This window comes from Paenibacillus sp. GCM10027629, assembly GCF_042676425.1.
GTDB lineage: Bacteria > Bacillota > Bacilli > Paenibacillales > Paenibacillaceae > Paenibacillus_K > Paenibacillus_K terrigena.
The window spans coordinates 335038-355803 of sequence record NZ_JBHTGZ010000003.1; the positions used below are offsets into that span (position 1 = coordinate 335038).

At 49.6% G+C, this 20766-nt stretch carries 13 protein-coding genes; 11 read left to right on the plus strand and 2 right to left on the minus strand.

All coding sequences use genetic code 11. From position 1 onward, the window contains the following. Positions 1 to 3: 3 nt before the first annotated feature. Positions 4 to 1005, minus strand: a complete 1002-nt coding sequence (locus tag ACFQZR_RS02055; RefSeq protein WP_379343750.1) for a LacI family DNA-binding transcriptional regulator — start codon at positions 1003 to 1005, stop codon at positions 4 to 6. Between the two features lie 252 nt (positions 1006 to 1257). Between ACFQZR_RS02055 and rihC the strand changes: the two genes are divergently transcribed. The 11 genes from rihC to lacZ all read left to right on the plus strand — a co-directional run bounded on the left by rihC (position 1258) and on the right by lacZ (position 20050). After that, positions 1258 to 2181, plus strand: a complete 924-nt coding sequence (gene rihC / locus ACFQZR_RS02060) for a ribonucleoside hydrolase RihC (protein WP_379342415.1) — start codon at positions 1258 to 1260, stop codon at positions 2179 to 2181. 28 nt (positions 2182 to 2209) lie between these two features. Continuing rightward, entirely contained in the window at positions 2210 to 3136 is a 927-nt protein-coding gene (gene rbsK, locus ACFQZR_RS02065) for a ribokinase (RefSeq protein WP_379342417.1), read from the plus strand. Positions 3137 to 3305: 169 nt separating this feature from the next. Continuing rightward, positions 3306 to 5045, plus strand: a complete 1740-nt coding sequence (locus ACFQZR_RS02070; RefSeq protein ID WP_379342419.1) for a sensor histidine kinase — start codon at positions 3306 to 3308, stop codon at positions 5043 to 5045. Between the two features lie 2 nt (positions 5046 to 5047). Next, complete coding sequence (locus ACFQZR_RS02075; RefSeq protein WP_379342421.1) at positions 5048 to 6694, plus strand: response regulator transcription factor; 1647 nt, start codon at positions 5048 to 5050, stop codon at positions 6692 to 6694. A 103-nt stretch (positions 6695 to 6797) separates the two neighbouring features. Continuing rightward, the gene (locus tag ACFQZR_RS02080; RefSeq protein ID WP_379342423.1) at positions 6798 to 8471 is read left to right on the plus strand and encodes an extracellular solute-binding protein; all 1674 of its coding nucleotides are present in this window, start codon (positions 6798 to 6800) and stop codon (positions 8469 to 8471) included. A gap of 133 nt (positions 8472 to 8604) precedes the next feature. Then, entirely contained in the window at positions 8605 to 9462 is an 858-nt protein-coding gene (locus ACFQZR_RS02085; RefSeq protein WP_379343752.1) for an ABC transporter permease, read from the plus strand. 18 nt (positions 9463 to 9480) lie between these two features. Beyond that, the gene (locus ACFQZR_RS02090; RefSeq protein WP_379342425.1) at positions 9481 to 10365 is read left to right on the plus strand and encodes a carbohydrate ABC transporter permease; all 885 of its coding nucleotides are present in this window, start codon (positions 9481 to 9483) and stop codon (positions 10363 to 10365) included. A 156-nt stretch (positions 10366 to 10521) separates the two neighbouring features. Next, on the plus strand, positions 10522 to 12975 hold the full coding sequence (locus tag ACFQZR_RS02095) for a glycoside hydrolase family 38 N-terminal domain-containing protein (RefSeq protein WP_379342427.1): 2454 nt from the start codon (positions 10522 to 10524) through the stop codon (positions 12973 to 12975). 30 nt (positions 12976 to 13005) lie between these two features. Beyond that, on the plus strand, positions 13006 to 15303 hold the full coding sequence (locus tag ACFQZR_RS02100) for a glycoside hydrolase family 3 N-terminal domain-containing protein (protein ID WP_379342429.1): 2298 nt from the start codon (positions 13006 to 13008) through the stop codon (positions 15301 to 15303). A gap of 26 nt (positions 15304 to 15329) precedes the next feature. Beyond that, positions 15330 to 16658 carry a glycoside hydrolase family 125 protein gene (locus ACFQZR_RS02105; RefSeq protein ID WP_379342431.1) on the plus strand — a complete coding sequence of 443 codons (1329 nt, stop codon included), beginning with the start codon at positions 15330 to 15332 and terminating at the stop codon, positions 16656 to 16658. Positions 16659 to 16987: 329 nt separating this feature from the next. Next, a complete protein-coding gene (lacZ, locus tag ACFQZR_RS02110; RefSeq protein WP_379343755.1) occupies positions 16988 to 20050 on the plus strand; it encodes a beta-galactosidase, LacZ type in 3063 nt (1020 codons plus the stop codon). A gap of 360 nt (positions 20051 to 20410) precedes the next feature. Here the strand turns inward: lacZ and ACFQZR_RS02115 are convergent, their stop codons facing one another. After that, on the minus strand, positions 20411 to 20761 hold the full coding sequence (locus ACFQZR_RS02115; RefSeq protein ID WP_379342433.1) for a sensor histidine kinase: 351 nt from the start codon (positions 20759 to 20761) through the stop codon (positions 20411 to 20413). Between the last annotated feature and the right edge of the window lie 5 nt (positions 20762 to 20766).

Here is a 20766-nt window from a genome sequence, read left to right on the forward strand (position 1 = left end):
TTGTTAATCGAGCCAAGGCTGCTTTTGCTGACGCGTGGTTCCCCGCTGAATCAGCTCAACCTCTAACTTGTGATTCACCTCGTCCAAAGGCTGCTGCTCGATTTTCTTGATCAGAATACGAGCGGCGAGCATTCCCATCTCATAGATCGGCTGCGATACAGTCGACAGCTCCGGATAGACCATTTCGGCCAACGGAATGCCGTCATAGCCGATGATCTGCACTTGGTCCGGCACGCGGATACCGCGCTCCTGCAGCGCACGCAGCGCGCCAATTGCCATCATGTCATTGCCCGCGAATATTCCGTCAATGTCTGGATGCGCATCGAACAGTTTATTCACAGCTTCGATGGCTGCCTTCAGCTGGAAGTTCCCATTCACGACCAGCTTCGGCGTGAACCATGGCAGATCTTCCACCAGATCCAGATAGCCTTGGCAGCGTTCCTCCGCAATCCAGATCCCTTTAGGGCCACGTATATGCGCAATTTTGGTACATCCCTGCTGCAATAGGGCCTGCACAGCTAAGTGAGCCCCTTCCCGATTTTTCGAAGAGACGGTAGGAACAGAAGGCGAACTAACCCGGTCCACCGCGACCATAGGGACCTGCAATTGTTCGATTTCGTCCTCAGACAGCGTATTGGAGGCCATAAGAAACCCGTCGATATATTTTTGCTTCAGTGTCTGGATGTATTGGCGTTCGATCTTGGATGATTCGTTGGTATTACACAGAATCGTCGTATATCCATACATTTGCGTGACCTTCTCCACGGCAAGCGCTAGTTCATTGAAGAAGGGGTTCGTGATATCCGGGACGAACAGCGCGATGGTTTTGGTTGATTTTTTGGATAAGCTGCGCGCGACGTCATTGGGGACATATTTTAACATTTCAATCGCTTTATGGACTTTCTGAACGGTATCTTCGTGGACGTAACCTTTCTGATTCAGGACGCGAGAAACCGTCGCCACGGAAACTCCAGCGAGTTTAGAGACATCTCGAATCGTTGCGATTATTCCTCAACTCCTTTTGTAATATGTAATCGATTACGCATGATAAGTGCATCTATGGTACTGGTTACATAAAATTATTGTCAATGCAGCTATTATACAACAAAGATCACATGTTGACATTGCTTTCCTATTGAATTAACATGAAATCGAAATAGGTAACCGGTTACACATTAATTGATATTTTTACAGATCTTTTGGGAAAGATATGTTGAATAGGTTCTATGACATCAAATGGAGAGGATGCTGAGCAGCATGAACGTGAAGAGAATCCCTATTATTATTGACACGGACCCTGGAATTGATGATGCGGTAGCCATTGGCGTGGCCGTATACCATGAGGCACTCGATGTTAAGCTTCTGACAACGGTCGCGGGGAATGTCTCCGTGGATAAGACAACGAACAATGCGCTGAAGCTCGTTGAATTCTTCGGTCCAGATACACCGGTAGCGAAAGGGGCAGGACAGCCATTGTGCATTCCTTACGAGGATGCAAGCGAAATTCATGGAGAGTCTGGTATGGACGGTTATGAATTTCCGGCGCCGAAGAAGAACATTCATCCAGAGCATGCGGTGAATGCGATTCGAGAGACGATTCTGACCAGCGAAGAGAAGGTTACGCTCGTGCCGATTGGGCCTTTGACGAACATCGCCTTGTTCCTGGCCTTGTATCCAGAATGCAAATCCCGGATTGAGAGAATCGTATTAATGGGGGGATCCGCATCCGCAGGGAACCATAGTCCGACGGCAGAATATAACATTTTGGCAGATCCGGAAGCAGCGAAGATGGTCTTCGCATCGGGTCTGGATATTACGATGGTCGGATTGGATGTGACCAACCGAGCAACCTTAACACCGGATAATGTCGTGGAGATTCGAGATCTGAATGAGACGGGTAAGATGCTGTATTCGATGTTCCAGCATTACCGCGGCGGCAGCTTGAAAACAGGACTCAAAATGCATGATCTATGCGCCATCGCTTATATTGTGAAGCCGGAGTTGTTCAAAACGCAGAAATGCTTCGTTGACGTTGAAACCGCTGGTGCTTACACGGCAGGTACGACGATCGTAGACTTGATGAATCGTTATCAGAGAGAACCGAATGCAACGGTTTGTCTTGATATTGATGTGGAGGCATTCCGGGCATGGGCGATTGAGTGCCTAGCAAAGGCTCGATAAGCATCATAGCGAAGAGGGTGATAGAGAGATGCAAAAGATATGCATACTTGGCAGTATGAATATGGATTCCAGCTTGCTGCTGGAAGCTCTCCCGACAGAAGGAGAGACTGTATTTGCTTCTGGTAAACTGGTTGGCCCCGGGGGAAAAGGGTTCAATCAAGCGGTATCTGCAGCACGATTAGGAGCCGCTGTACAATTTATCGGGAAAATCGGGTCGGATGAGAATGGCCGACAACTCGTATCCACCTTGCAGCAAGAAGGCATTCATACCGAGCATGTTCTTGTGGATCCGAATTTGCCGACAGGCGAAGCCCTGATTTTGTTCAGTAACCGCGGCAGCAACATGATTGTCGTCAGCGCCGGCTCGAATATGGGTTTAACCACGCAGGACGTGGAGCAATCCAGAGAGGTCATCACGTCATCCGATGTTATTGTGGCGCAATTCGAAGTGCCGATGGAAGTGATACAGCACGCGTTTGCCATTGCAAAGGCGGAAGGGAAAGTGACGGTGCTTAACCCTGCGCCAGCGAAGGAGATTCCGGCGGAACTGCTTCAAGTGACGGATTTTCTCATCCCGAATGAAAGCGAGATGCATGTGATTACTGGCTGCGATACAAGTCGCGACGAAGCGATGGTGCAAGGTGCAGCGACATTAATGCAGCAAGGCGTGGGATGCGTCATTGTCACACTCGGTGAACGGGGCAGCATGATCTGTCATCCGGACGGCAACGTATCTATTCCTGCCGAGAAAGTTCAGGCGATTGATACGACGGCCGCAGGTGACAGCTTTATCGGTTCCTTCTGCACTAAACTGCAAGGGAACGATCCGAAGCAGATCGAGCATGTCGTCGAAGCGGTTCGGTTCGCGAGTAGATTCTCGTCGATCGTGGTTCAGCGCAAAGGCGCGTTTCAATCCATTCCCTATGCTCATGAACTATCAGAACTAAGTGACTAGTATATGTAAATCGTCAAAAAAAAATCATACGTAAGCCATAAAAAGCGGGTACTCTGGTTGGAGAGTGCCTGCTTTCTTTGGTCATGGCGGAAAATTGGACAGAGACTTTTGGGTACACTTAGGTATAATATTTATTGTATTTTTCATGTAACAAAAGGAGGCAATCATCATGCAGGTGCAGAGGAAACGGTTCACCATTTATCCCAAGCTGTTGATCGGGTTTCTCATCGCGATCTTACCCGTGTATATGTTAGGCATCTTTCTGAACCATCAGGTTGCCAATAGTCTGAGGGAGCATATATTGCAGTCGATGCAGACGAATGTCAATTTCTATTTGACTTCTTTGACCAATGAGATTCGGAAAATAGATAAGTATAAGCAGTCCCTGATCGTCGATGAGGATGTCATGACGCTGGGAACGGTGGCGCCAGCCTTGTCGGAGAATGAGCTTCGGGAATCCATCTTGCGCTTGGAGCGAAAGTTAAACTTGTTCAAGGATTCCAGCTCTTATATTGCGGATGTTACCTTCTATATCCCTTCCATCGACAAACGAATCAAGCCTGGTAATTATACGGAAGGGGTCCCCATGGATCAACTCCTCCAAATTCGGTCTCAGATGCGCCATCAATTGTCGCCGTTAATATGGTGGAACGGCAAAATTTTATTGAATTCTTATTTTCCTGAGTCGCCCTTATCGGATCGTCCTCCTGTGTTCATGATCGAAATTGAGCTCGATCAAAGTATGATTCGCAAGGATTTGGCCAATGTCGTAGATCAGGGCGGCGCATTGCTCTATTTGCATGACAGCAACAAAGTTATCTTGAATAATCAAATTCAGTCGCTTACCCAAGAGCTGCAGTTGTTAGTGTCGCGTGAGATCGAGAACAGCAGTCGCAACGACATTTTGAAATATGATGGACAGCGGTATTTGGTATCTCTGCAGAAGTCTCAAGACTATGAGATGACGCTTGCGATCTATACACCTGAAGCGTTTATCATGAGCGATTTTGACAAGTTTAATGCGCTGTTCTGGATTTTATTTATCGTATCCGTCATCGTGATTGTTCTCTTCTCGTATTGGATACTCAAAACGATTCGCAATCCGCTGCGCAAGATGGTCACCGCCTTCCGGCGGGTGGAGCAAGGGGATTTGACCATTCGCACCTCGCAGGGAAGCAACGATGAATTCAGAGATTTATCCGATCAATTCAATAAGATGGTCAAGCAGCTGCAATCATTAATTCAAGAAGTCTATGAACAGCAAATTCGCAGCCAACAATCCGAGCTGAAGCAGCTGCAGTCCCAGATCAATCCTCATTTTTTATACAATAGTTTTTTTATTCTGCATCAATTAATCGAATTCGAGGATATCGACAAAGCGAAGGAGTTCGTCAGTTATTTGGGTCATTATTTTCAATTCATTACTCGGGATGCCAAATCGGAATTACCGTTAAGTCAAGAAATCAAGCATGCGGAAGCTTATATCAATATCCAATCGATGCGATTCGGCGACCGAATCCAAGTTGCGTTCGAGCCGATCCAAGTTCCAACGGATTTCCTATTTGTACCGCGCTTAATTTTGCAGCCGATCATCGAGAATGCCTACACGCATGGGTTGGAATCGAAGCCATCGGGAGCCATCCTGCGCATATCGAACCAAGTAGAGGGTCAGATGCTGCAGCTTCGCTTCGAAGACAACGGCAGCCTATTAACGGATGAAGAGCTGGGGCAGCTAACGGATAAACTTGCCATGGACAATTCGTTCGGCATCGAGACGACCGGAATCATTAACGTGCATCGACGGCTGCAGATTAAGTTCGGCGCAGGTTCCGGACTCACCGTCTATCGCAATGATATGGGCGGACTAGGCGTATTCATGCAAATTCCATTATCGAAAGAGGTTGAGTAAGGATGTATCGCATATTAATCGTGGATGACGAACCGTTGATTCTGAATGGACTGGTTGAATTATGCAATCGCGTGACAGAGATAGAATTAGAGATCTTTGCGGCGGCCACCTCGCAAGAAGCGCTGGATTGGTTAGGACGCACGAAGGTCGATATTGTGCTATCCGACATTCGCATGCCCGGGATGAGCGGACTGGAGCTGCACCAAGAAATTATGAAGCAATGGCCGAAATGCAAGGTCATCTTCTTGACGGGTTATAGCGATTTTGCGTATGTTCAGCAAGCCATTCGCCAAGGCAGCGTCGATTATATTCTGAAGACGGAGGGGAATGCCAAAATTAAGGAATCCATCCTTCGCGCGGCCACTTCCTTAGAGGAAGAGCGGTTCATGGATTCGCTTTTCGTTCAAGCCAAGCAGCAGAAGATGCTGGCGCTTCCTTATCTTCAGCAGCAATACATGAGTGAAATCTTACAGGGGGACCCTGCAACGATCGCATCGATCCACGACAAATTCGAAGAGCTGCACATCAAGCTGTCCGCTGATACGCCTTGTCTCCTCCTGATCGTGCGCATTGACGACTGGGGCGAGATTCATAGTGCGACGGATCGCGCTTTAATCTATTTTGCGCTCGATAATATCGCGAACGAATTGCTAATGCCGATGGCGAGATCTCTGTCGATGAAGTATGAGAAGAATAAAATGGCCTGGTTCCTTCAACCTGCTGAAGCTGAGCTGACAACGGAAGGATGGACGAGAACAATTCTATTCGTAAGAGGGATGCTGGAAGAAATACAACAGACATGCTTGAATCTGCTGAAGCGTCCTATTTCACTTGCGCTCGCGACGGACGCCGTCGAATGGACGTCGCTGCCTCAGAAATTCGATCTGCTCAACCTTCTGTTCCATAGCGGACTTGGAATTGGCAAAGAGCTTATTCTGCTCGAGCCGAACAGAAACGCTAAAGACGAAGATCGATCCGAGGGGGCGAGACTCTCCTCGGTTCACTTACACAAAATCGAGTATTTGAAAGCTTGCATGGAGAACGGACACGAAGAGCCCTTTTTCGATACGCTCGATGAATTGTTGTCCGTTGCTTCAATGGCGGGACCTTTTCCAAGCGGCGTTCAGCTGGAATTGTATTTCTTGCTGGTGTCGGTTCTGCTGCCTCACAGCCTGATTGATTCGGATAGCGATGCGAAGGATTTGGGCAAATTTACGCAGATGGAACGCTTTGAAACATGGCACCAGATCTGTGAAGAATTCATTCTAACGGCAAGAAGAATTTTCGAGCAGAAGCAGGTTGGTATGAATGTGCAGGAGTATGAGTTGATCCGCAAGATTCAGAATTATATCACGACCCATATATCCGGTGACGTCTCGCTAACGAAAATTGGTGAAGTTGTCGGGCACAATCCTTCGTATCTGTCGAGGCTGTATAAGAAGCTGACGGGGCAAGGGCTATTGACATATATCAATGACGTGAGACTGGAAAAATCGAAAACGATGCTTGAGCAGGATTGTCTCAAGGTGCACGAAATCGCGACGGAGCTGGGCTTTTTGTCATCGCAATATTTTCATCGTTTCTTCAAAAAAGCGACAAATCTCACACCTCAAGAGTATCGGGAACTCAAAAGAGATCAAAAGGAGTAAATAAAAGACACAAATGTAATGAACGGAAACTAGTTGGCTGTCCCATGCGGATTTTATAATAACAGTGTAGCTACGATACTTAACACAAAACGGGGGACAAGATATGAAAAGGGTTAAATCTATTAGTTTCATGCTTGCAAGTCTATTACTTATCTCTGTTTTATTATCTGCTTGTGGTCAAGATACGAAGAAGGACGCGGCAACAGAGTCCACTCCGAACGAGACCAAGCAGGATGTAACGATTGATCCGTTAGGGAAGTTTGATCCGCCAATCGATCTAAGTGCTGCGAAATTCATTACGCAGGATGTCGTCTATCCGGAAGGTCAATCGGAATCGAACAATGCTTGGGAATCTCTATACAAGGAGATGGGGATTAACCTGAAATATGATTGGATCGTAAAAGGAACGGACGCGCAGTACTTCCAGAAGCTCAATGTATCGATTGCATCCGGTGAAATCCCTGACGTCATGATGGTCAACTCATCTCAATTGAAGCAGTTGGTTGAAGCGGATATGCTCGAAGATTTGACAGATGTATACGCGCAATATGCGACACCAGCGGTGAAGGGCATATTCGAGAAAGATCCGATGGCGCTTCAATCGGCGACTTTCGACGGCAAATTATATGCGATGCCGAAGACGGAGCCGATGATTGGCGCACAGACGCCTGTTCTATGGTTACGTACGGATTGGCTCAAGGCAGTGAATCTCACGGAACCGAAGACATGGGATGATGTTCTGAAGATATCGAAAGCGTTTACGACGCAGGATCCTGACGGTAACGGCAAGCAGGATACGTTCGGCGTGGCGCTGAGCAAAGAAATCATTAACGGTTATCCAGCCATGAACGGCTTGTTCAACGCGTACGGCGCGTACCCAAGAATCTGGAAGAAGGATGATGCGGGAAATCTCGTGTACGGCAGCATTCAGCCTGAAATGAAGGCAGCGCTTGCGAAGCTGGCGGAAATGTACAAATCCGGCGAGCTCGATCAAGAATTCGGCGTAAAAGACGGATCCAAGGTAGCGGAGTCCCTCGTGAGCGATCGCGTTGGTATGCTCTTTGGACCAAGCTGGGCTTCCCAATGGCCTCTGCAGGACAACAAGAAAAAGAACAGCAAAGCGGAATGGGGCGTGTATCCGATTCCATCCGTGAACGGCGGCGAAGCAACGGTACAAATGCCGTTCGGCGCGAACTTCTACTTCGTCGTGAAGAAAGGCTACGAGCATCCTGAGGTCGTTGTGAAAATGGCGAACTGGTTCAATGAGAAGCTATATGGGCCAACAGCCGATTACCTGAAATACGGCGTGGATGACAAAGGAATTACGACGGCTAAATTTGCGCTAATCGACATGTATTCGCCGGATAAAGATTTGAAACGAGCGCAAAATGTTGCAAAAGCTTTGAGCAATAACGATCCATCGGCTCTGAATCCGGAAGAAAAATCTACTTACGATAAGATTCTCTCGTTCAGACAAGGCGGAGATTTGAACTTCTTCGGTGAGAACTTGCAGAGCGGTCCTGAAGGCGCGATGATGGTCCTTCAGAAGTTGTGGGATGCAGGCAAAGTCGTATCTGAAGGCTACGGCGGCGCACCTACCGATACCATGGGTGAGAAGAAAGCAACCTTAGACAAGATGGAGAACGAAATTTTCACGAAAATCGTCTATGGCGCGGCTTCGATCGATCAATTCGATAAATTTGTGGAAGACTGGAAGAAACTTGGCGGCGAACAAATCACTCAAGAAGTGAACGAGTGGAACGCTTCGCAAAAATAATCATATCGCAGGAGAGGGGTAGGAAGAGTCGATCAACTTACCCCTTCCGTATTTTTACAGTGCGTGATTCGAATAAAAGGAAGTGAACATCTTGCTAAATAAGAACGTTAAAAAGCAACTTCCACTGCATTTGATGTTAGTCCCTGGCATCATTCTGGTGTTTATCTACAGCTATATTCCGATGGTCGGATCCATCATGGCCTTTGAGAAGTATATTCCGTCGAAAGGGTTATTCGGTTCCAAATGGGTGGGATTGAAAAACTTTCATTATTTATTCAATATGCCAGACTTTTATCAAGTCTTGTGGAATACCGTCTTTATCGCCGTGTTGAAAATAATATTCGGATTAATCGTTCCGATTACGATTGCCATTCTCTTGAATGAGATTGGCAAAAGCATCGTGAAACGGTGGGTTCAGACTTTAATATATTTGCCGCACTTCTTGTCATGGGTCATCCTTGGCGGCGTAATGATCGATATTTTATCGCCTTCGAACGGGCTTGTGAACCAATTCCTTGGCTTCTTCTCGATAAAGCCGATCTTCTTCCTCGGGGATAATGATTGGTTCCCATTCACGATAATCCTGTCCGACATTTGGAAGGAATTTGGTTTTAGCACCATTGTCTATCTAGCTGCACTGACGACAATCAATCCAAGCTTGTACGAGGCTGCAGTCATTGATGGAGCGAACCGGTGGAAGCAGACATGGAGCATCACGCTTCCAGGGATCCTGCCCGTCATTATCCTAATGGCAACATTAAGTTTGGGGAATGTGCTTAACGCCGGGTTCGACCAAATCTTTAACTTGTATAGTCCGCTTGTCTATGAGAGTGGGGATATTCTGGATACGTTGATCTATCGAATCGGATTGATCGATGCGCAATATGGCGTCGCAACCGCGCTTGGCCTGTTCAAATCGCTCATTTCATTTGCGCTTGTCTCTATATCCTATTGGCTCGCATACAAGATTGCAGACTATCGAATTTTTTAGCATAAGAGGTGTATCAACATGGTAGAAGGAAAATCTCTTGGCAGTAAATTGTTCCGTGTGTTTAACTATACGTTCCTCATTGTGCTTGCAGTGGCGTGTCTGATTCCGCTGATTCATATATTGGCCGTATCCTTAAGTTCGAATGTCGCAGCAAGCGCAGGGATCGTCAAGCTGTGGCCGAAGGAATTTACTTTCAAATCATATGAATTCGTGTTGTCTAAGAGTGAGTTCCTCCTCTCCTTGTGGGTGACGGTGAAGCGGGTCGTTCTAGGTACTGCGCTCAGTATGTTCCTGTCGATCTTAATCGCTTATCCGCTGTCCAAGAGCGGGCGGGAACTTAAATTTAGAACGGGATATGCGTGGTATTTCGTATTTACGATTCTATTCAGCGGCGGCTTAATTCCTTGGTATATGACGATTCGTTCTACGGGATTGCTGGATTCCATCTGGGCTCTCATCATTCCAGGCGCCGTTCCTGTATTTAATGTAATTCTATTACTCAACTTCTATCGGGGCTTGCCTAAAGAATTGGAGGAAGCATCGTTTGTGGACGGGGCAGGTCATTGGAAGACGCTATGGCGCATCTATGTGCCACTATCCATGCCGTCGATTGCAACGATCGGTCTGTTTACCGTCGTAGGCCATTGGAATGCTTGGTTCGACGGACTCATCCTGATGAATTCGCAGGACAATTATCCGTTATCCAGTTATTTGCAGACGGTCATTGTACAAGCGAGCCTGACCAATATGTCCGCGGAGCAGCTTGCGAATTTGGCTACCGTGTCCGATCGTACGGTTAAATCGGCGCAAATTTTTGTCGGCGCATTGCCGATTCTAGCTTTCTATCCATTCCTGCAGAAATATTTCGTCAAAGGCATGGTCCTTGGCGGCGTAAAAGAATAACGTCATTGAGGGGAAGGAATTCTAGGAATCCTGAACATTGTGTCCGAATTAGACAAAAAAAGGTCCGTCTCCTCCAAAGAATAAGATCCCCCTTCTTTCTATAATGAAAAGTGTAATCAGCCGTTAAAAACGGCAAGCTTAGGAGGCCTATAACTTATGATAATGACAGCAAACAAACCATGGAAAATCTACGCGATTCATCATTCGCATACCGATGTCGGGTACACAGAACGGCAGGAGAAAATCCAGCAGTATCACGTCGATTTTATTCGTCAGGCGCTTCATATTTTCCGGGAAATAGAGTCGGGAAGACGCCCCGAGTGGAAGGGCTTCAAATGGGTCTGTGAGACCTTCTGGCCGATCGAATCCTTCCTGAAGAAGGCATCCGAACAGGAGAAGAAGGAATTTGAGGAAGCCGTGCGCCGCGGAGATATCGGGTTATCCGGCACCTACCTGAACATGAGCGAATTGATCGGGAAAGAACTGCTCGAATCCATGATCGGGCGCATTCGCGAGTACGGCGAGTCGATCCAAGTTCCTGTCACTTCGGCGATGACGGCCGACATCACTGGATTTAGTTGGGGATATGGTCAAGTGCTGCTGGATGCTGGCATTCAGAACATGATCACCTGCATTCATACGCATCATTCGATGTTCCCGCTCTGGAAAAAACAGCAGCCGTTCTGGTGGGAAATGCCGAATGGCGAACGCCTGCTAACATGGAATGGTGAGCATTACGTGTTCGGCAATGACTTAGGCTTGGTTCCAGGGCTTGGCGGCAAGTATACCATCAAAGACGAACTCGACTTAAGCAAAGGCATGACATTCGAGATGGCAGAGATTCGGATTCAGCGCTACGTCGAGCGTTTGGAACAGGATGGATATGCGTTCCGCTTCGCGCCGGTGATGTTCTCGGGACTGCCAACGGATAACAGCTCGCCGAATGCGGTGGTGATGGACTTCATTCGGCAGTGGAACGAGAAACACGGCGATCGGATAACCATTGAACTTGCAACTTTGGACGATTTCTTCGCGGAAGTACGGGAGCATGCCGAGAACCATCCTGAGGATATTCCAGTACATCGTGGCGATTGGCCGGATTGGTGGACGGACGGCGTAGGCTCGACACCGAAGCATGTGCAGGTCTATCGCGAGGCACAGCGTGTCTACCAGAAGGTGAGACGCCTGGATCCGAACGGTGAGATTGTATCCGCGGATGCGATGAAGGACATGGAATACCAATTGACGTTATTCGCAGAGCATACTTGGGGCTACCACTCTTCCGTAACGGAGCCGTGGAATCCGTTCGTTCAGGAATTGGGACTGCGCAAGGAGGCTTTTGCAGCTAATGCCAGCACGGCGGCGCATCGCGCATTGTATGACATCCTCGAGCATAAGGGGGACGCGCTGCTCGCACCGGATCGGCCGATGAAGTTCAAGATGCACAATCCGTTCGAGTACGTTCAAGAGGATTTCGCGCATTTCATTATGGAGGGCTGGCATCACGATGTGATCAAGAATGGGTTCGAAGTTCGGGACGTGAACACGGGCGAGGTATACACATCTCAGCTTCGCGTGGCACCGCGCGGCGTTATCGTCAGCATTCCGGTTACACTTCAGCCTGGCGAGGAGAAGACGATCCATATTCAAGCTCTTGCACCGGGCAAGCCAGGAACCGCCTACCAGAACGATGTCGTCGGTTCGGACCGCATGATGGATCTGGATATCTCGAGCGACCCGAGACCATTCCAGGTCACGTCAACGTATATCGATACGCCATTTGTCCGCATCGCGTGGACGAAGGGTGCAGGGATTACGTCTTGGATCGATAAACGGACATCCAAAGATATGCTGCGCAGCGATCGCAACCATAACGCCTTTACGCCGGTGTATGATATTACCCGTGCGCCGAAGGTGAGCGATATGTACGAAGTTCGCCGGAAGATGGGCCGCAACCGCAAAGGGCCGGATGCGGAAATTTCGGTAGGTGTCTTGACGAACGTGGAAATCGTGACGCAAGGTGATGTATACGGCACAGTACAGCTTACATTCGAGGTTGCAGGCTGCTCGCATTATTCCCTATTCGTCACGGCATATGCGAATCATCCTCGCGTGGATGTAGCTGTTCGAATGCACAAGGATAGTGTATGGGATCCGGAGAATCTATATATATCGCTTCCATTCGGAAGTCTAATTACCAGCGAGACAGAAGAATTATGGATTGATAAGATGGACGCGTTGACGCGTCCGCGGAAGGATCAATTGCCGGGCAGCTTAGCAGATTACTATTGCTTAGGCGAAGGTGCGGCTTATGTGACGGAACAAGCTGGCGTTGCGATCGCGATGCCGGATACGCCGCTGATTCAGCTCGGCTCGCTTGATCATCAATTCCGCCTGTTGAATGGAGATGCCAAATTGGCGCAAGATCCGGGACATTTATATTCCTGGGCGATGAACAACTATTGGGAGACGAACTTTACGGCAACATTGGGCGGATTCTATGAATTCCGTTATCTCGTCGCTTGGGGCGAACAGCTTAGTACGCCGGAAGCAGCCATGAATGCATGCCGCAGCATGAACGCCGGTATTCTAGCTTGGCGGACTTGGTAATGGAGAGATGATCGTAAGGAGAGGTGAACGATGAAATATTTAGATGCTTCTTGTTCCATCGACGAGCGTGCAGCGGATTTGATCGAACGAATGACCCTCGAAGAAAAAATAGGTCAGCTCGTGCAGCCGTTTGGCTGGCAAACCTATGAGCGTGCAGGCGATAAAATTCAATTGACGGAATCCTTCAAGGAAGCCATTGCGAAAGGCGGTGTCGGCTCGTTATACGGTGTATTGCGGGCCGACCCGTGGACGGGCGTCACATTAGAGACAGGCTTGTCTCCTCGCGAGGGCGCAGAAGTGACGAATCAAATTCAAAAATATGCGATCGAGAATACACGGCTCGGCATTCCGATTCTGTTCGGTGAAGAATGTTCGCATGGACATATGGCAATTGGATCGACCGTCTTTCCGGTTCCGATCGGGATGGGCAGCACCTGGAATGTGGAATTATTCGAGCGAATGTGTCGCGTCGTTGCAGTTGAGACGCGTGCGCAAGGCGGCACGGCAACCTATTCGCCGGTGCTTGATGTTGTACGAGACCCTAGATGGGGACGCACGGAGGAGACCTTCGGCGAGGATCCTTTTCTAATTAGTGAAATGGCTGTTGCCGCTGTTCATGGATTGCAAGGGGATGACTTGAATTCGGATCAATCCATTATTGCAACGCTGAAGCATTTCGTCGGTTATGGCGCTTCGGAAGGGGGGCGCAATGCAGCCCCTGCACATTTGGGTCCACGAGAGTTGAAGGAGAAGGATCTGCTGCCATTCCAGCGCGCGGTTGAAGCAGGCGCTCGGTCCATCATGACGGCCTACAATGAAGTTGATGGTGTTCCGTGTACCTCTAACCAGGAGCTACTAACCAATGTTCTTCGTGAACAATGGGGATTCGATGGCTTCGTTATCACGGATTGCGGCGCGATCAACATGCTGTATCACGGTCACCAGGTCGCGGAGAGCGAAGAAGATGCGGCATGTCTTGCTATTCGTGCCGGTGTAGATATGGAGATGTCAGGGGACAACTTCGGCAAATATTTGCAGAGTGCCGTAGAGAGCCACAAGCTAAGCGTATCGGAAATCGATGAGGCTGTGCGGAGAGTACTTCGAATGAAGTTCGAGCTCGGATTATTCGAACGCCCTTATGTCGATCCGACCCATGCAGCCAATACCATCGGCAAGGCTGAGCATATCGAGCTCGCTCGAACAACAGCCCGTGAAGGCATCGTTTTGTTGAAGAATAACGCGAACACGCTCCCACTGTCTCCATCGCTTGGGAAGATCGCGGTCGTCGGTCCGAATGCGAACAACATCTATAACCAATTGGGAGATTATACATCGCCGCAGCAGCGGCAGCAAATCGTTACCGTGTTAGATGGCGTTTCGCAGAAATGCGCCGGGCGAGTAGAAGTGAAATATGCGCCTGGATGCCGCATTAAGGATCCATCGAAGGAAGGATTCCAGACCGCAATGCAATGTGCAGCGGAAGCTGACACGATTATCGCTGTCGTGGGCGGTTCCAGCGCAAGGGACTTCGGGGAAGGAACCATCGATTTGAAGACGGGTGCCGCGATCATCACTGATCAGTCGGTCTTAAGCGACATGGATTGCGGCGAAGGATTTGACCGCGCGGAACTAGGTTTGTCAGGTGTTCAGCTGGATCTGCTCAAGGAGCTTCGTGCCTTAGGCAAGCCGCTCGTTGTCGTCTACCTGAACGGACGGCCGATTATAGAGCCGTGGGTCGACGAGCACGCCGATGCGATTCTCGAAGCCTGGTATCCGGGCCAAGAAGGCGGGAACGCCATTGCAGATGTCCTATTCGGCGATTATAACCCTTCAGGCAGACTAACCTTGTCTATTCCTAAGCATGTGGGACAACTGCCGATTTCCTATAACACGAAGCGAACCAAAGGGAAACGTTATGTGGAGACAGATTTAAATCCACAATACCCATTCGGCTTCGGATTAAGCTACACGAGCTTCCAATACGATAATCTACAGCTTGATCAGTCGCATATCGCATGGAATGAACCATGTATCGTCTCGGTTGACGTGACGAATACGGGCAGCATGACTGGCCAAGAAGTTGTTCAAATGTACGTGAGCGACGTGGTAAGTTCGGTAACAAGACCTGCGAAGGAGTTAAAAGGCTTCCGCAAAATCCACTTGGAGCCGGGTGAAACGAAGACCGTGCAATTTACGATCAGCGCTAAAGAATTACAGTTCGTCGGTCCGAACTTGGAGTGGATCGTCGAACAAGGAGAATTCCGGATTATGGTAGGCGGCAACGTAGAAGATTTGCACGAGACAAGCCTGTACGTTGTTAACAAATGACCAGGTAGGAGAGGGAGAGAGACAACTTGAAAGATCATCGATTACCGACCATTGATGTGCCGAAATTTCCGCTGCCGCAGGCGATACAAGGCGCCCTTGCAGAGGCCGAGCAGCGTCTTACGCATCGTCCGAAGTTAAGCAAGCTGTTTCGGAACTGTTTCCCGAACACGCTTGAGACGACGACCAAACTGCTGGATGACGGGACGACTTTCGTGCTGACAGGGGACATCCCTGCGATGTGGCTTCGCGATTCCGTTGAGCAGGTCATCCATTATGTTCCTTTCGCGAAGGGCGATGTAGAGCTGCAGCGTATTCTCGAAGGCGTGATCAGACGCCACATGTTCTATATTCAGATTGATCCCTATGCGAATGCATTTAATGAGACAGCGAATGACTGGCACTGGAATGCAACGGATGAGACAACAAGCTCGCCATGGGTATGGGAGCGGAAGTTCGAGCTGGATTCCATGTGCTTCTCGTTCCGACTTGCCTATCATTATTGGAAGGAGACGGGCCGCACCAGAATATTCGATGAGACATTCAAGGGTGCTCTGATCTCGATGCTCGACGTATGGCGCATTGAGCAGCAGCATGCCGAGCTGTCCGCTTATCGGTTCCAGCGGCATAACGGCATCATGATCGATACGCTGCGTAAGCAAGGTCTTGGCATGCCAGTCAACAACGTCGGGCTGATCTGGTCGGGCTTCCGTCCAAGCGACGATGCCTGCGATTTCCATTTCAACATTCCATCGAATATGTTCGCGGTCGTCACACTTCGCCACATGCAGGAAATTGCACGTTATGTCTATCGCGATGAGCATCTCGTCGCACGAATGGCGCAGATGGAGGAAGAGATCCAGCATGCGATTGAGCTCTACGGCATGGTCAATCATCCGAAGTATGGACGCATGTATGTCTTTGAGACAGACGGATACGGCAATCACATCCTGATGGATGACGCGGGTACGCCGAATTTGATGTCAGCGCCTTACATCGGCTATTGCGCTGCAGATGATCCTGCGTATTTGAATACACGCGCTTTTATCTTAAGCGAGGACAACCCTTACTATTATCAGGGTGACAAGCTGAGCGGCATCGGCAGTCCGCATACGCCACCGGATTACGTCTGGCATCTTGCTTATTCGATGCAAGGATTAACCGCCGTGAACCCGGATGAAATATTGCAGATGATCGAGATTCTGGAATCAACCGATGCAGACACAGGCTTCATGCATGAAGGGTTCCATAAAGACGATCCATCGATCTTTACCCGTGATTGGTTCGCATGGTCGAACAGCCAGTTCGCCCAATTGGTGTGGAAGGCATTGCAGCTCGATATCTTAGACCGTAGATGATGGACACGAGTAATTTGCGAAGCAGGATACAACGCAATAAATTAAGGATAGATAGAGAATAGCCACCCTTGCAGGTGGCTATTTTTCTAGGGATTTGATTTCCATTATATACAAGCCGTTTCTTGGTGTTTATAATAGGGGATATTTAAGCGACGTCAGGTCATTTCGCGCGATTCGGGGAGAACACCAGTTATATCCGGGCGATTGCTTCGATTGCAATGGACGAGAATCGTGAAAAGCGATCTGCATACATGTCTGATTTCGTGTCTGCGATGTTCGTGTATCGAAATGAAGGCGCTTACTATTTCGAGAGAACGGGAGAGATATTCATGAAGAGCACTACACCTACGTTAGATTGGCTAAGCGATGTTCAAGTATTTGCAGTGAATCGGCTGCCAGCCCATTCGGATCACCGCTATTATCACACGAAGGAGGAAGCGCTCCGAGATTCAGGAATGTCCATGCGACATGATCTGAACGGGCGCTGGCGGTTCGCTTATTCGGTTCATCCGGATAGCCGCCCTGGAGATTTCTATCAGATGGAGCATAACTGCAGTGGCTGGTCCTTTATTGAGGTGCCGGGGCATATCCAGCTTCAAGGCTATGACCATCCGCAGTACGTGAATACTCAGTATCCATGGGATGGCATAGAGGCGCTTCGACCTCCGCAGTTGCCACAGCAGCGAAACCCGGTTGGCAGCTATGTGAAGGAGTTTGAGCTGCCACCGCATTTTGCTGGGCAACCGGTGTATATTTCCTTTCAAGGTGTCGAGTCGGCGTTCTACGTCTGGCTGAATGGACAATTTGTCGGTTACAGCGAGGATAGCTTTACGCCTGCGGCGTTTGATCTATCCTCATTCGTGCAAGATGGTGTCAATAAGCTGGCTGTTGAGGTCTATCAGCGCAGCACGGGCAGCTGGTTGGAAGATCAGGATTTCTGGCGGTTCTCCGGCATTTTCCGGGATGTCTATTTGTACACGGTGCCTTCAATACATATTCACGATTTAGCGGTGAAGACAGACTTGGATGCGCTGTACGAATCGGGTCAGCTTCATGCGCAGTTTCACTTGCAAGGCGATACGGAGGGACATATTGAGGTTGAATTGTTGGACCCGAACAAGAAAGTCGTTGGGAGGGAACGGGCAGACGCAGCTAACGGGGCTGCTGTCACGATCCATGTGCCGCAGCCGATGTTATGGAGCGCCGAGCATCCGCAGCTGTACCTCATGCTGATTTCTCTCTATGACAGCCAAGGTGATCTTGTCGAGGTTGTACCGCAGCAGGTAGGCTTCCGCAAATTTGAGATGATCGATAAGGTCATGCATCTCAATGGGAAACGGATCGTCTTCAAAGGGGTGAACCGCCACGAGTTCAACTGCCGTCGCGGCCGTGCGATCACGAAGGAGGACATGCTGTTCGATATCCGTACCCTGAAGCAGAATAATCTGAATGCGGTTCGTACATCCCACTATCCGAATCAAAGTCTCTGGTACGAGCTGTGTGACCAATACGGTATCTATGTCATCGATGAGATGAATCTGGAGAGCCATGGTTCGTGGCAGAAGTTGGGGGCTGTCGAACCATCATGGGTTGTTCCGGGTGATCGTCCGGAATGGAAGGACATCGTGATGGATCGAGCGGTATCCATGTACGAGCGGGACAAGAACCATCCTTCGATCTTGATTTGGTCCTGCGGCAATGAGTCGTATGGTGGGGAAGTGATCTATCAGGTGTCTCAATACTTCCGGGTGTCTGATCCGGGGAGACTTGTGCATTACGAAGGGGTGTTCCATGATCGGCGGTTTAATGAGACGAGTGACATGGAGAGCCGGATGTACGCGAAGGTAGCCGATGTGGAGACGTATCTGAACGATAACCCGACGAAACCTTACATCACATGCGAATACATGCATGCAATGGGGAATTCGCTTGGGGGCATGCACAAGTATACCGAGCTTGAGAACAAATATCCGATGTACCAGGGGGGATTCATTTGGGACTTCATGGATCAATCTTTAATCCAAGTTGATCGCTTCGGCAACGAGTACCTCTCCTACGGTGGCGATTATGGCGACCGACCAACGGATTATAACTTCTGCGGCAACGGGATCGTCTATGCGGATCGGACCCTGTCGCCAAAGATGCAGGAGGTCAAATACCTGTACCAGAACGTAAAGCTGGTGCCGGATCGGGATGGCGTGACGGTAACCAATGAGAACCTGTTTATTAGCACAGACTCTTATGTGCTGGAGTGTACACTGTATAAAGAAGGCAGCGTGCTGGAGCGTCTCGTTCTGCATCCGAGCGTTGCGCCATTGACTGAACAGAGACTCCCGCTAGAATTTAATCAATCGAGTAGGCTTACACCGGGTGAATACTGGATCGATGCATCCCTTAAGCTGAAAGAAAGCGCATTATGGGCAGAAGCAGGACATGAAGCGGCGTTCGGGCAATATGTGTTCCAGGTTGAAGAGGTTGCAGCGGATGGCACGATTACAGCTGGAGCAAATGCCATCTCGACTGGGATGAACATCGTCCATGGGGATGTCAACATCGGTGTTCACGGCAGAGACTTCTCGATCATCTTCTCCAAGCAGCTGGGAAGCCTTGTCTCCGTGAACTATGCAGGCCGCGAAATGATCGCAGCGCCGCCTAAGCCGCTATTCTGGCGGGCAGCAACGGATAATGACCGCGGGACGGAGATGGGCTTCCATGCGGCGGCATGGTATGCAGCCAGCCTCGCGCCGAAATGCATGGATGTGCAGTTCACGGAACAGGAGGACGGGGTAACCGTCACCTTCACTTATGCACTGAGCATCAGCACGGAGCTAAGGTCAACCGTTGCTTATTCGGTATATCGGGATGGAAGCCTTCGTGTTCGTTCGGCTTATCGAGGAATCGAGGGACTGCCCGATCTTCCGATCTTCGCACTCAGCTTCAAAGTGCCAGCCGAGTACAACCAACTGCAATGGTATGCGATGGGGCCTGAAGAGAACTACGCGGATCGCTGCCACGGAGCACGACTTGGCTGTTTCGAGAATCGCGCAGAGGATAATGTCTCCGCCTATCTCGTCCCGCAAGAGTCTGGCAATCGGATGGGCGTTCGACGCGTACGGGTGCTGGATGCCGAAGGTACGGGAATCGCCATCCAAGCGGATCCACAGCATCCGGTAGAATGCGCCATCTCGCCTTATACAGCTTTTGAACTTGAGCATGCCCAGCATCGTTATGAGCTGCCGCCGGTGCATTACACCGTCATCACCGTAGCCGGCAGGCAAATGGGCGTGGGCGGCGATGACAGCTGGGGAGCGCCGGTCCATGAAGAATACCGGATTCCTTCGAACCAGCATCTGCAGTTCGAGTTCTGGCTGAAGCCGGACGAGAATCGATAGGACGTTGAGCTGGTCATAGCCAAACGACAAGAGCCTCCAATCCCACGATAATAAGTGGAATTGGAGGCTCTTGTTGTTGCATCGCCTTGGCGGCTAACGAATCGTACGAGCCTTATTGGCGTGAAATGAGCCAACTTTTTATGCTAACGAATCCTAATATCGCTATTACCCCTTTTTTCGGTGAAATATCCCGTCAAAACGGGGAATAGCGTGTATAGGATTCGTTAACCTGCCGCAATGGGGCGATTTGAGCGAAATAAGGATGCTAGGATTCGTTAGGCGGAGCGGGGATAGCGTTCAAACCTCGCCTCGCGCTACCCAAGTCGCAATCGTCGCCACAAGAGCCGTGCCCCCGCCCCGCTACACACTGCCCGCTTGCGACGAGAACCGCAGTGTCACTCGCGTTCCTTCCCCCTCAACACTATGAATCGTTAACCCATATTTCTGCCCGTACATCAGCTTGGTGCGGTCGTTCACGTTCTTAAGCCTATAGCCTTTGGCTTGCGTCTCGAGCAGGTGCGGGAGTAGATCAGGCGGAATGCCGACGCCATTATCCTCGACATGGAAGACGATACAATCGTCCTCCATAAAGCCGGACAGGACGAGCTTGCCGCCGCCTTCTTCCCGGTTCTCGATGCCGTGCAGGATGGCATTCTCCACGAGCGGCTGGAGCAAGAGGTTCGGCATCTGATGAAGAGTTAGTCTATCCATGGGGT

Excerpts from the sequence above, each read along its gene's own strand:
- ACFQZR_RS02095 (WP_379342427.1), top strand. The coding sequence starts at position 10,522 with ATGATAATGACAGCAAACAAACCATGGAAAATCTACGCGATTCATCAT.
- ACFQZR_RS02075 (WP_379342421.1), top strand. The coding sequence starts at position 5,048 with ATGTATCGCATATTAATCGTGGATGACGAACCGTTGATTCTGAATGGA.
- rbsK (WP_379342417.1), top strand. The coding sequence starts at position 2,210 with ATGCAAAAGATATGCATACTTGGCAGTATGAATATGGATTCCAGCTTG.
- ACFQZR_RS02090 (WP_379342425.1), top strand. The coding sequence starts at position 9,481 with ATGGTAGAAGGAAAATCTCTTGGCAGTAAATTGTTCCGTGTGTTTAAC.
- ACFQZR_RS02115 (WP_379342433.1), bottom strand. The coding sequence starts at position 20,761 with ATGGATAGACTAACTCTTCATCAGATGCCGAACCTCTTGCTCCAGCCG.
- ACFQZR_RS02085 (WP_379343752.1), top strand. The coding sequence starts at position 8,605 with ATGTTAGTCCCTGGCATCATTCTGGTGTTTATCTACAGCTATATTCCG.
- ACFQZR_RS02100 (WP_379342429.1), top strand. The coding sequence starts at position 13,006 with ATGAAATATTTAGATGCTTCTTGTTCCATCGACGAGCGTGCAGCGGAT.
- ACFQZR_RS02080 (WP_379342423.1), top strand. The coding sequence starts at position 6,798 with ATGAAAAGGGTTAAATCTATTAGTTTCATGCTTGCAAGTCTATTACTT.
- lacZ (WP_379343755.1), top strand. The coding sequence starts at position 16,988 with ATGAAGAGCACTACACCTACGTTAGATTGGCTAAGCGATGTTCAAGTA.
- rihC (WP_379342415.1), top strand. The coding sequence starts at position 1,258 with ATGAACGTGAAGAGAATCCCTATTATTATTGACACGGACCCTGGAATT.
- ACFQZR_RS02070 (WP_379342419.1), top strand. The coding sequence starts at position 3,306 with ATGCAGGTGCAGAGGAAACGGTTCACCATTTATCCCAAGCTGTTGATC.